At 29.6% G+C, this 13521-nt stretch carries 14 protein-coding genes; all 14 read right to left on the reverse strand.

Going from position 1 to position 13521, the window contains the following annotated elements:
- Positions 1-48: 48 nt before the first annotated feature.
- Entirely contained in the window at positions 49-477 is a 429-nt protein-coding gene (locus KGF42_RS03985; RefSeq protein WP_227825807.1) for a hypothetical protein, read from the reverse strand.
- A complete protein-coding gene (locus KGF42_RS03990) occupies positions 467-847 on the reverse strand; it encodes a nucleotidyltransferase domain-containing protein (RefSeq protein WP_227825808.1) in 381 nt (126 codons plus the stop codon). Before KGF42_RS03990 ends, KGF42_RS03985 begins: the two co-directional genes overlap by 11 nt.
- 32 nt (positions 848-879) lie before the next feature.
- Positions 880-1188 (reverse strand): hypothetical protein, encoded by a 309-nt coding sequence (locus tag KGF42_RS03995; protein WP_227825809.1) that lies wholly within the window; start codon positions 1186-1188, stop codon positions 880-882.
- 32 nt (positions 1189-1220) lie between these two features.
- Positions 1221-2408 carry a restriction endonuclease subunit S gene (locus tag KGF42_RS04000; protein ID WP_227825810.1) on the reverse strand — a complete coding sequence of 396 codons (1188 nt, stop codon included), beginning with the start codon at positions 2406-2408 and terminating at the stop codon, positions 1221-1223.
- A 3-nt stretch (positions 2409-2411) separates the two neighbouring features.
- A complete protein-coding gene (locus KGF42_RS04005; RefSeq protein ID WP_227825811.1) occupies positions 2412-3875 on the reverse strand; it encodes a class I SAM-dependent DNA methyltransferase in 1464 nt (487 codons plus the stop codon).
- Between the two features lie 510 nt (positions 3876-4385).
- Positions 4386-5255 carry a tagatose-bisphosphate aldolase subunit GatY gene (gatY, locus tag KGF42_RS04010; protein ID WP_227825812.1) on the reverse strand — a complete coding sequence of 290 codons (870 nt, stop codon included), beginning with the start codon at positions 5253-5255 and terminating at the stop codon, positions 4386-4388.
- A gap of 19 nt (positions 5256-5274) precedes the next feature.
- Complete coding sequence (locus tag KGF42_RS04015; protein WP_227825813.1) at positions 5275-7191, reverse strand: PTS fructose transporter subunit IIABC; 1917 nt, start codon at positions 7189-7191, stop codon at positions 5275-5277.
- Positions 7192-7193: 2 nt separating this feature from the next.
- A complete protein-coding gene (locus tag KGF42_RS04020) occupies positions 7194-8114 on the reverse strand; it encodes a 1-phosphofructokinase (RefSeq protein ID WP_107594011.1) in 921 nt (306 codons plus the stop codon).
- Between the two features lie 101 nt (positions 8115-8215).
- Entirely contained in the window at positions 8216-8968 is a 753-nt protein-coding gene (locus KGF42_RS04025) for a MurR/RpiR family transcriptional regulator (protein ID WP_227825814.1), read from the reverse strand.
- Between the two features lie 321 nt (positions 8969-9289).
- Positions 9290-9907 carry a hypothetical protein gene (locus KGF42_RS04030; protein WP_227822701.1) on the reverse strand — a complete coding sequence of 206 codons (618 nt, stop codon included), beginning with the start codon at positions 9905-9907 and terminating at the stop codon, positions 9290-9292.
- Between the two features lie 87 nt (positions 9908-9994).
- Positions 9995-11452, reverse strand: coding sequence for a glycoside hydrolase family 1 protein (locus tag KGF42_RS04035; protein ID WP_413926986.1), 1458 nt, complete (start codon positions 11450-11452; stop codon positions 9995-9997).
- 3 nt (positions 11453-11455) lie between these two features.
- Positions 11456-11818, reverse strand: a complete 363-nt coding sequence (locus KGF42_RS04040) for a PTS lactose/cellobiose transporter subunit IIA (protein ID WP_227822702.1) — start codon at positions 11816-11818, stop codon at positions 11456-11458.
- Between the two features lie 28 nt (positions 11819-11846).
- The gene (locus tag KGF42_RS04045; RefSeq protein WP_227822703.1) at positions 11847-13079 is read right to left on the reverse strand and encodes a PTS transporter subunit EIIC; all 1233 of its coding nucleotides are present in this window, start codon (positions 13077-13079) and stop codon (positions 11847-11849) included.
- Between the two features lie 22 nt (positions 13080-13101).
- Positions 13102-13419, reverse strand: coding sequence for a PTS sugar transporter subunit IIB (locus KGF42_RS04050; RefSeq protein ID WP_054275005.1), 318 nt, complete (start codon positions 13417-13419; stop codon positions 13102-13104).
- Positions 13420-13521 lie beyond the last annotated feature (102 nt).

Consider the following 13521-nt stretch of genomic DNA (forward strand, 5'->3'; position numbering starts at 1 on the left):
GCTTTTATCCCCCTTTTGTCCCTTAGTTAAAATAAATCTCTCTAAAAACTATTTCTTACAGCTGTTTCTTATACTAACAAATACTTCTTCATTTTCTGTAAACAATTCGTACATATCTTCAAACTGTGGTACATCATATCCATGAGAATCATCATTTCTCAATTTTCTAAGTGTTTCTATAACTATAGAAGAATTTTTAGGTAATAAATTGTGATATTCACAAGCTAAGAGGTAGTCATAGAAATTTTTAGATTTTATGTTTAAATCTATTGATTTATAATACAACATTGCTTTTGTTAATTCTAGAAATGAGACCATATAGCTTTTAAAACCTTCTTTTATATATCTAGCCCATAACTCAGGCATTTCTTCCTTATCATATAAGATTTTGAAGTTTTGTAGGTCATATAAGCAAGAACCAAAATCCCTATTTACTTCTTCTATTGAGTTCCAAGATAATTTATTTCTAATTACCATACATATCCCTCCAATCTAAGATATCTATTACATCACTGTTTTCAAAATAGAAGTTATTTATATAATCCTTAAAGTCTTTAGATTCATAAATAACATCACCTTCTAAAATAGCTTTTTTAAGTGCTATTGTATAATTATCTGTAACAATTTTTAGGTCCACATCGATGTCTAATATATTTCTTAGAGCTTCTGTCTTAGTTGCAAGTTCTGTAATTGGTACTTTTTTGATAGGAATCCAAGCTATGTCTATATCGCTTTTTGATGTATGCTTATCTGTTCCATAACTACCAAATATTATGATTGCTAGAGTATTTTCTTTTGGAAATACATTTATTATTGAGTTTTTAATCTCATCTGGTATATTTCTCATTTAATCACCTCTTGTTTATTAGGTAATATTGCTTAATTGAATTTATATCCATAATCTTTTAATCTATTTATACATATTTCTCTTTCTTTATCAGTAAACAATTCTTTATACTTTTCTTTTAATACTAATACTTCTAATGATAAATCTAATCTTTTACACTCCCATAACCTTGTAAATCCTTCAGTAGCTCCTTCTTTATTGATTAATTCTTTAGCTGCTAATAAGGCTCCTTTGTTATTTATCAGTTGTAAAAATCTTGTTGGCTTATAGTTACATTGTAAATCAGCTTCTTTATAGATATTTACCATGTCATGATATAAATCTAGCTCTATTTGATTCATAGATTTTATTCCCCCATTTTAATACTTGTATTTTAGTTGAATAAGTCTCCTTTAAAAGCTTTTTGCATTAATGAGTTAAAGTTATCTTCTAGTTGTTTTAAGCTATCTTCTATTTTTAATTTTAATTTATCTACTTCTTTAATAAACCCAACAAATTCATTTTGAAGTTCTACTGGTGGTAATATTATAGGAAATTCTTCTAAATGTTCTTTGTTTATCTGCCTTTTGTCAATACCCCCAACACATACACTTCTTATATATTCTCTATATACATCTATTGTAAGTATAAATAAAACAAATTCATTTATAATATTTTTTTTAAGTCTTATAAGATAAACATGTCCATTAATATTAGCACTATCATCTTCTCCCAAAAACATAGCTGCTCTACCTAAACTACTATTTTCAGTATTTATTCTTCCAGTTTTAGTTATTAAAATATCTCTATTTTTCAAGCTACTTTTTTTCATACTATTATGAGTTTCTTCATCAATATATGCTACATCATCAAGTACTAATTTATTTTTCCAAACATTTTGACTTCTTAAAAAGATAATTCCTTTTTCAATATAAACCTGACTTCCTCCCTTTGGAGTAGTTCCACTCAATATTTCTGTTGATATATCATTTAATCTTTTAACTTCCCATCCTATAGGGTTATTTACTGGATTACCAAACATCTCAATAAATCTTGATTTAACTAATTCATCCAATACTTCTATTTGCTCTTTTCTTTTATCTATTAACTCTTGAGCTTTATCTAAAACACGCACTACCTTTTCTTGCACTTTTAAATTATACATGCGTATTTTTATATTAGCTAATCCTTCATTATTTAAAGCTGATTGTGTAGCACCTTTACTTAACCTATTTTTTTGATTTAGAAAATAACTACTATTTAAGTAATGGTATAAATATTGAGGCAATATTTCTTTTGATGGTTTTAAAACATAAAAACCAGTCGATACTATTATACTTTTATTAGTTTTATTAATAACTAGTGTTTTCTTTGTGTCCTTCATTTTTGCAAATATAACTTCTCCTATATTTACAGTTTGATTTGCTCTAGAAGGTTTATTTTCATAAGTAACTATTTCTAGATTGGTTATCTTGTTAAAATCTAAGTTTCCAGTACTAAGATATGAGCGTTCTCCATCAAACTTTTTTACATTTTCCCCGCTTATACTAACAACATCTAAAATTTTTGCTTCATCAACCATACTCTACACCTCTAACATTCTTTCTAGTTCCTCTAATCCATCCACTATCTCTTTCTCTAACGCCTTAACCCTACCTATAATAACACTAGGAGCATCATAAACTACTTCTTCATATACTACCTCTTTATACTTATTAATAGATAAATCATACCCATTCTCTCTTATCTCTTCCACATTAACAAAAAAGCTTTGCTCTGTTCTTTTTCTATCTACTTCCCCATCAAGATTATCAAATCTCTTAATAATATCCTCTATATCACTATCCTTTATCTCATTTCTCTTATCATCCAAAGAATAACCATCAGCTTTCATATCATAGAACCATACCTTATCAGTTCCACCTGTCCCTGTTTTAGTAAATATCATTATAGCTGTAGATACTCCTGCATATGGCTTAAATACACCACTTGGCATTGATATTATAGCTTCCAATTTATGATTATCAACTATTTCTTTTCTTATCGATTTATGTCCACCTGTTGAACCAAACAATACTCCATCTGGCACTATACATGCGCATCTTCCACCAATTTTTAAAACTCTTAAAAAAAGTGCCAAGAATAATAACTCTGTTTTCTTTGTCTTAGTCACTTTTAATAAGTCTGCTGACACTGCTTCATAATCTAAACTTCCCTTAAAAGGAGGATTTGCTAACACCAATGTAAACTTATCTTTATCTGTATTAACCTCCGATAAAGAATCCTTATACTCTATATTAGGATTGTCAACGCCATGCAACATCATATTCATAGCACCTATTCTAAGCATAGTTCTATCCATATCAAATCCATAGAACATACCATTATTAAAATGCTCCTTCAGCCCTTGCACTAAGAAAAGACTCGAATGATTATCTCTTAAATACTGTTGTGATGATACTAAAAAACCTGCTGAACCTGCTGCCGGGTCTACTATAATATCTTCTGGTGTTGGTTTAATAAGTCTTACTATCATATCTATTATGTGTCTTGGAGTCCTAAATTGACCATTAGTACCTGCTGTAGCCACTTTGGATAATAAATACTCATACAAATCTCCCTTTGTATCTCTATCTTTACTTAATTCTAAATTACTAATACCATCAACTATTTTAGATAACATAAGAGGCGTAGGAATTTTAAATATTGCATCTCCCATGTACTTTGCATAAGCTGAGTCTTTATTTCCATGTAATTTTTTTATGAAAGGAAACACTTCATTTTGTACTATTTCATACATTTTTTCTGAATTTCCTTCATTAGAAAACTTACTCCATCTTAAATGTTGATGTTCATCATCAAATATCCTTTCAAGAGAAACACCCAAAAGAGTTGCTTCTGCTTCATTTTTTGTTTCTACTTCATCCAATCCTTTAATAAATAAAAGATATGTAAATTGTTCTATAACTTCTAATGGATTAGTTAATCCACCAGTCCAAAATGTCTCCCAAATCTTGTCTACTTTACTCCTTAATTCTCCTGTAATCATATATGACTTTCCCTCCAGTGTTCATAAAATAATTTAAATATATATTTTAGTCGTACGCCTTAATAGTTAGTGTCTTATGTTAAATCCAAGTTTTTACTATACAGTTATTAAATTATTTTTCCTATTTACATATTTTAGCTAAAAAACTAATGCAATACTCTTATTTTATGATTATTATATATACCATACAAAATTATTTTATCATATATCTATCATAGAAGTCATCTACTTGGATAACTCTTACCATATTATAACTTTTTAATATTAATTTAAATATAGAAAGAAACTTTTTATTTAATTATATCATCTTCCTTATTTCAAATTTCTCAATTACAATCTTAATCAAAAAATAAAATAAGATGCTGTCTCAAAATAGATATAATCTTCTTTTTTATTTTCGGAATTATGAAAATATATTTGATTTCATACAAAAAAGAGTGCCTCATGAACTAAAAAGTTCATTTTGAGACACCCCCTTAATTTAATTTTACTTATTCTTTCCCTTTATCATTAACACTCCACTTCCCCTACTGATTTTCCTACACATCCACAAACTTCCATTCTACTCTTAACAAAATCTTTAACTGACTCTAAACCTTTTTTACCATATTTCTTAGGGTCAATTACCTCTGGGTCAGAATTAAGCACATCCTTAACCCCATTACTATAAGCAATCCTTAATTCTGTTGCATAATTAACCTTGCAAATCCCTCTTTTTATAGATTCCTTAATAATCTCATCTGGTATCCCAGACCCACCATGTAATACTAATGGAACTGATACAACCTCTCTAATTTCAGACAATCTATCTAAATCAAGCTTTGGTTCTCCCTTATATAGCCCATGTGCTGTACCTATTGCTACTGCCAAAGATGATACCCCTGTTCTCTCTACAAACTCTTTTGCTTCTAATGGGTCTGTATATGCTCCACCATCACCACCATCTAAATCGTCTTCCTTGCCTCCAACTTTACCTAATTCAGCTTCAACAGGTATATCTGAAGGCATACATGCATCTACAACAGATTTAGATATTGAAATATTATCTTCGTAACTTTCATGAGAACCATCAATCATAATAGAAGTATATCCAACTCTAAGTGCCTGCATAGCTAGTCCAAAGCTTGAACCATGGTCTAAGTGCATTGCTACAGGAACACTTGCCTTCTCTGATGCTACCTTTACATTCGCTAAATAATAATCCAGTCCTGCATACTTTATTGTTGAAGGTGTTGTTTGCAATATTACTGGTGATTTAAGTTCTTCAGCAGCCTCTATTACTGCCATAACCATCTCCATATTTTCAACATTAAATGCACCTACTGCATAATGCCCTTCTTGTGCATCTAATAATATTTGTTCAGTTGTCACTAATGCCATAATTTATCCTCCTATATGTTTATAATGATTTGATTTCTTCATTATTTAATTTTGATACTATTTCTCTACTTGTTTTGCTATTTAATAATTCATTTAAAAATTCTTCATTCATTAATTTTGAAGATAGTTGAGATAATGTCTTTAAGTGTAAATTATCGCCATTATCCGTAGCTGCTATCATAAATATAATATGTGCTAAACTTCCATCTTCTGATTCAAAATCAAATCCTTCTTTTGATATACCCACTGCTACACGTGGTATTTTTACTGCATCTGTTTTTGCATGTGGTATCGCTATCCCCATACCAAAACCTGTAGATGATATTTCTTCTCTTTTAAGGATTTCTTTTTTAAACTTATTTTTATCTGAAAGAACACCTGATTTATCAAGTATCCCAACCATTTCGTCAATCACATCTGTTTTATTTTTTCCCTTAACATCTAAAATTACTGTTTCTTCACTATATAAAGATATATCATTAGATACGTTTTCCGATTCTGCACTTTCATTTTTATGCTCATTTTTAGTTGTATTTGTATTTTCTATCGTATTTTTCTCATTTACGACTTTAGGTGTAACCATCATATAAAGTACAGCACCTACTAATGAACCTACAAATATACATCCTACCCATAAAAGTGGCTTATTGACTAATCCTAGAACCAAAAACCCTCCATGTGGAGCTGGTACTTCTATTTTCATTATATAAGTTAAAATTGATGATATTGATGATGCAATCATAAGTACTGGCAACACTTTTAATGGATTTTTTGCTGCAAAAGGTATTGCACCTTCTGTTATATGAGTACTACCTAGTATATAGTTAATTAACCCTGCTGCTCTATCTTCTTCTGTAAATCTATTTTTAAATAGAGTGGACGCTATTGCTATTACCAATGGTGGTGTTATACAAGCTGCAGATACACCTGCCATGAATAAATAATTTCCTTGTCCTAGAAGCATAGTTCCAGTTACATATGCTGCTTTATTTACTGGACCGCCCATATCAAATGCTGACATGCATCCTATTACTATCCCCAAGATTATAGGGCTTGAATTTTGCAACCCTGATAGGAAGTTCATCATAGCATTGTTAAGTGCTGAACATGGTCCACCAAGTAACAACATAGCTACACCTACAAGACCTACACTAACTATAGGAATTATAAAAATCGATTTAAGACCTTCTAACTGTCTTGGTAGTTTTCTTAACAGATGTACAAATAATTTAACTAAGTAACCTGCTAAAAATCCTGATATGATTCCACCTAAAAATCCTGAACCTGTATCGAATGATATCATTCCTCCAACAAGTCCTGCCAACATACCAGCTCTCCCCGATATAGATTGAGCTATAAATGCTGCCAGTACAGGAACCATCAAATTCATAGAATATCCACCAACAGATTTTAATGTAGCTGCTATCTGATTATACTGTTCTGAATTTGGGTCAAAGGAGTAAATCCCCCATAAAAATGATATGGCAGTCAGTACTCCACCTGCTACTACTAAAGGCAACATGTGAGATACACCATTCATTAAGTCTTTATATAACTTTTGACCAAATGATAAATTTCCTTCCTCTGCAACTTTACTACTTGATGAATTTCCTTTTCTAATAGGTACTGTTCCATCAATACATCTTTGTATAAGTTCATTAGCTTTATGTATACCTTCTTTAACAGGTACTTCTATTACTGGCTTTCCATTGAATCTGTCCATATCAACGTTTTTATCACAAGCAACTATTATTGCATCTGCCATTTCGATATCTTTTGCTGTTAACTTATTTTCTACACCTATAGCTCCATTCGTTTCAACTTTTATATCACACCCTAATTCTTTAGCTGAATTTTTTAATGCTTCTTCTGCCATAAAAGTATGAGCTATTCCAGTTGGACAACCTGTTACCCCTAGAATCATCTTCTTTCCCATTTTTATACCACCTTTCTGACTCTTATATTTTTTATATAATCTTCCACATTCGCCAAATTACCTATACCATTACTTTCAGCCACACTTGCTCCTGTTGCTGCTGACCTTTTTAACGCATATTCAATATCTTCTGGATTTTCCAACCATATACTTAGAAAAGCAGCTAATGCAGAATCACCAGCACATGCAGAGCTGACTACTGTAACTGGTTGAGCACTAGCATAATAAATTGATTTTCCATTGTAAAAATAAGAACCTTTTTCTCCTAAAGTTAGCAATATATTTTGAGCACCTTTTAAGTATAGTAACTTGAGTACATCCTTAATATCTTCTTCATCTCTTACAATAATTCCAAATATATCTTTGATTTCTTCATCATTTGGTTTTATCAAATATGGGTTATACTGTAATAATTCCTTTAATTTCGGTGAACTTATATCGAGTATTGTCTTTATATTTTTCTTTTTACAAATCTTAAATATATCTTCATAGTAATTATCATCAATACCAGGTGGTAGGCTTCCACTTATTGATAAGTAACTTATATCTTCTAGAGACTCTATCTTCTCTAGCATATCTAGTTTTTGTTTTTCGTTTACATATGACCCAGAGTTTACAAATTTAAACTCATCACTTCCATCATTTAAAAATATATTTATACGAGTTGTATCTTCTACCCAAGTAGGCAATACGTCAAATCCTCTCTTTTCGCTTTCTTCAACTATATATTTTCCTGAAAAACCTCCAAAAAATCCTAATATCTTAGATTCTATACCATAATGACCTAGTACAAATGTTACATTTAATCCCTTTCCATTAGGAGAATATACAGCATTTGATGTACGATTTACTAATTTACTCTTTATCCCATTAGTAGATATATTCATATCTATTGCTGGATTCGTAGTTAATGTATATATCATTGTCTTCCCCCTTGCTTGTGCTGTGTATGTTTTCATTATAATAAAAAAGTCTATGAAAATCTTTTCACAAATAGAAAATCAATTTTCATAGACTTTTCAATTTAATTTTCAGAATTATTATATCTGACCATATAATCTATAATTATCCTAGATATAATATACAAAGGCAACCTAGATGATACTTCATATTCAGAAATTGAGATATGCTCATGCTTGTATCCCACAATATATAAATCTGAATACTTTATAAGTTTTGCACTTTCACTACAACAACAAGTTATAACTTTAGCTCCAACTAAATTAGCATTCTGTGCTGATTCTACAAGTTCTATAGTATTTCCATTCAACGAAAATATAATTATAAGTTCGTCTTTTTTTATTGATTTAGATTTTATTTTCATTATATTGGGGTCATTTATAAAAACAACATTAAAGTCAAGTAGTTGCAATTTAAGACTAAACTCTTTTGCTACATATTCAGTAAGCCCTCTTGCTAAAATGTATATCTTACTAGATTTGTTTATAGTTTTTATTATGTTAATTAGTGTAGTTAGAGATATTTGTTCTATAACTCTCTGTGCTTCTATAAAAGACTTATTTATTATATCCCCCATATTTTGTATATCATTGTTTTCATCTTTTACTGTTAATCTATACCTAAGTTCATTAAATCCATTTAAACCACATTTTCTAATTGCTCTTGAAACGGTTGCTGGAGATGAATATGTTTCATGAGCAATCTCTACTATAGATAATTCTGGTAATATTGACTCATTTTCATTTATAAATTTAATTATTTCAAGTTCCGTCTTCGTTAGATTTTCAGAATTACTTTTGTTTAGCTCAACTATCATATCTTACCTCTCCTTATATATAAGTTTTATTTGTCTAAATTTATCGAGTAATATATTACCTCCTAACTACTTATTTTTATACACAATTAAGATTTAGTCAATGTCTATATATGTAAATTTATAATATTATAATTTTATACTTCAATTAATTATGTAGTTATTATAGTATTTTGCAATAAAAAAGAATTACTCAATTACTAAAACTGAGTAACTCCAATTTTTGCGACCTTAAATTAACTCGAATTATTGAAAATGATTCATAAATATTATCCTATTTTCTCACTTATCAATTTATATACTTGAGATTTATATATTTGAGATTTATATACTTGAGTAATACCTTTTTTTATTAATAGAAATCATCTTACTAACAATTGAAATTGTAGTTCCAGTACATAATATTGAAAATATAGTTCCAAACCCTAAATTCCCACCTAAATATACACCTAAAATTAAAAATATTACATCTGCTATAGTTTTTAAAACTTTATATGGATACTTAAATTTGCCCTCAATATAGATTAATATAGCATCTAAAGGGCTCATTCCAATGTCAAATTTTATAAGCATTGCAAATCCACTACACATAAGTATATGACCAATTATAAAGCTCATTATTCTAATGCTAATCCCTAAACTACTTATATTAAAATCTAATAATAAATATATATACAAATCTATAAATATTCCTGCTACTAGTACATAAACACAGCTTCCCAATCCCAAACTTTTTTTATTCAATAACAATGCTATAAGTAATAGAGTTCCATTATATATTAGCCCTGCTATTGTATAACTTATACCTAACTTTATATGTATACCCTCATTTAAAAGTGTAATTGCATCACTACCAAGACCTGACTGAAGTATAAGAGATATACCACATCCCAGTATATTCATAATTAAAATTACAAATATAAATTTTTTTATGACACTCATAATTAATAAACCACCTTATTTATAATTATAATCCCTCTTATAAAACTGTATTAATAACATAGTATTTATAAGAGGGATTATTTATATTTAAAAACTATCTACTTTTTCTTTTAATTCTTCTCCATTAGTTCTTATTACATTTTGATACCAATAAAAACTATCTTTTTTGTAACGTTCTTTGCTTCCATTTCCGTTGTTATCTATATCTACATATATAAATCCATATCTTTTTTCCATTTCTTGAGATGAACAACTTACTATATCTATTGGCGACCACATACAATAAGCTAATATTTCGGTTCCATCAGCTATAGCTTCACCTATTTGTTCTATATGTTTTCCTAAATAATCTATTCTGTAACTATCATGAACTTTTCCATCTTCAAATTCATCATGCATTCCAAATCCATTTTCAGCTATCATTATTGGCTTTTGGTATCTATCATAATATTGAGATAAAGTATTGTATAATCCTTTAGGGTCAATTGCCCACCCCCAAGGATTTGCTTTTAAGTATGGATTTTTTACATTGTCAATTGGATTCATAGTATTTTTACTTGCTGATACTGTTGTAGAATAATAATATGATAGAGCTAGAAAATCCATAGTATTCTCTTTTAATACTTTATCATCTCCCTCCTCCATAACTATATTTATGTTATTTTCTTTGAAGAATCTCTTGATGTAAGCTGGATACTCCCCTCTAAAACTTACATCAGTGAAGAAATACTGTATTCTATTTCTTTTTAAAGCAAATACCACATTTTCAGGGTCACAATCTTCTGGATAAGATGTACAATCTGCCATCATCATACCTATCATCATATCTGAATTTATTTCTTTTCCAAGCTTCTTAGTTAAAGCTGTAGCCATAAATTGATGATGAATAGCTTGATATTTAGCCTCTTCTACATCATCTACCTGGTCTACACAAAACGCAACTGAATTAAATGATTCATGATACATTAAATTTATTTGGTTTATAACTATCCAGTATTTAACTTTATCTTTGTATCTATTTAATATTAATTGTGCATATCTAACAAAGAAATCTACTACTTTTCTATTAGACCATCCTTTATATTTTAATACTAAATTCAAAGGAGTCTCATAATGAAGTAGGGTTACAACAGGTTCCATACCATTATCTACTACTTCATTTATAAGATTATCATAAAACTTTAACCCCTCTTCATTAGGCTCTAAATCATCTCCATTTGGGAATATTCTAGCCCAATTTATTGAAAATCTAAAACACTTTAACCCTAGTTCTTTTAAAAGCTTTAAATCTTCCTTATATGTATGATAAAAGTCTATTCCATTACGCTTAGGGTAGTACCCATTCTTATCTTTCATAGCAAACTTTATTTTATCTACAGTCATATCAGACTCATAATGTTTAGATATATCTCTATCTTTATCATATATATGTACGTCAGCTAAACACCACCCTTTGCCACCTTCATTCCAGGCACCTTCTAATTGGTTAGCTGCTACAGCCCCACCCCACAAAAAACCTTTAGGAAACTTACTCAATTTAATCACTCCTTATTTTATGTTATTTAAATCATTTATCTTAAATTCTATAGACCTTACTATTCCTACCAAAGACATAGTTATATTTAACTCGCTGAATATTGTCATAAGAGTATCTTGAGCATGTGCAAATAAAAGTGAATGGGCTCTTTTTTCTCCACTAGCTTCCCCTTGTATAATGTTAGTTTGAGCTCTATGTGCTTCTGTCATAAACTCTTTTGCTTTAGCTAGTTTTAAATCAGCATTTTTATAATCAAACCTTTCTAAATCACTAAGAGCTTGTTTAATTTCTGTCCTAGCCTCACCTGCACGAAGTATTATTTGCATTGCTACTTCTATTAATTCTTCATCTATTACATGTTCTTCAATTGTCATATTTATAATTTCCTTTCAACATCTAAATTTAAGCTTCTTGACTCTCTAGTTTTAGTTCTTCTTTTTCATAAGCTTTAAAAAATGGATACCATATCATGAATAGTAATACTATATTTATTGCTAAAACAAGAAGCCCTCTAACATCTTGATTTACCATAAAAGTAGATATACCAAAAGGAACATACCATAAATTAAACACCTTACTCGGAATTGTCACAAATCCCATACTCATTGATAAGTAAGTAGTTATTGATATTACTACTGTTCCTATCCACATAGGTAACATTAAAAATGGGTTCCATGCTACTGGAGCTCCAAACATTACTGGTTCATTTATGTTCATTATAGAAGGAACGATACATGCTCTTCCTATTGCTTTTATTCTTCCAGCTCTAGATAAACACATCATTAGCACTAGTGGTAATGTTGCTCCCCATCCACCTAAAGTTATCCAGCCTGTTTGAACAACTTCATAAGTATATATATTAGTTGCAAGCCCTCCTGATGCTACAGCTGCTGCATTCGCTGCAATTGCACTAAGCTGAATTGCATAAGTTATCGGAGATAATACCCACCCACTTATACCTAAAGAATATAAAAATACTACTAAGAAGTTTAACAGTACAAATCCAGGCAATGTTTGTGCTATATCTGATACTGGTTTAAATATCCTAACTATTATTTCAAACATATCAAAGTTAAGTCCATAAATTAGTCCCCAACCTATAAACATTATTACTGCTATAGGTAACATACTATCAAACCACTTACTTACAAAATCAGGAAGTGCTGAATCTTCACCAAAAAATGAGAAAGACCCAAATAAAGACATTATTAATCCGGAGAATAATCCTGCAACTAGTGCTACAAGCATTCCTTCTCCTCCAAATCTATTGAAGTTAAATATAGCTCCTTCATTCGTAATCTCTGGACGAATCATCATTAACATTAATCCAGCACCTGCAAGACCAGCTACTACACTCATACTTTCAAATTTCTTATTCTTCATTATTTCCATAGGTAATAAAAATGCTATAAATAGTCCTAAAAGTCCAAATGTATATTGATTTATTGGACTTAAATCAGGCAAGAAACTTATGTAATTCTTCAAGACAGAAACTATAGTTACTAAAGAACCTACAAATACCATAGGTAAAACTTTCATTATAGTTGATTGAACTGATTGTACCCATATATTCTTAGTTATCTTATTTACAACAGGAGTAAACTTTTCACTTAACAAATCTATAAATTTATTCATAAACAATCTCCCCATAAATATTTTATTTATTTGATATTAATTCTAATGCTTCTTCTAAAGCCTTTACACCATCTAATCTTCCATATGCAGTTTTAGATATACATGCTACTGGAACATTATATTCATCAGCTTTTTTTTGGATTTCATCTTTCATATAATCTAAATGTGGTCCTAATAATAAACAATCTATTTCTGGTAAATATTTATCTATCTCTGACTCACTTCTAGCTTTTATATCTGCTTCTATGCCTTTTTTCTTTGCACTCTTTCTCATACTAGTTGCCATAAAACCTGTACTTGCCCCTGAACCACATGCCAATAACACTCTTATATTTTTCATAACAATACCTCCAGTATTTTTATCCATTAATTTATTTCTTAATGAATTTTTTATTTTATTTGATTATATTTATATTGTACTTCCTAAATAATTTCCTTTCAC

Source organism: Clostridioides sp. ZZV15-6383, from assembly GCF_020657735.1.
In the GTDB taxonomy this organism is placed as follows: Bacteria; Bacillota; Clostridia; order Peptostreptococcales; family Peptostreptococcaceae; genus Clostridioides; species Clostridioides difficile_D.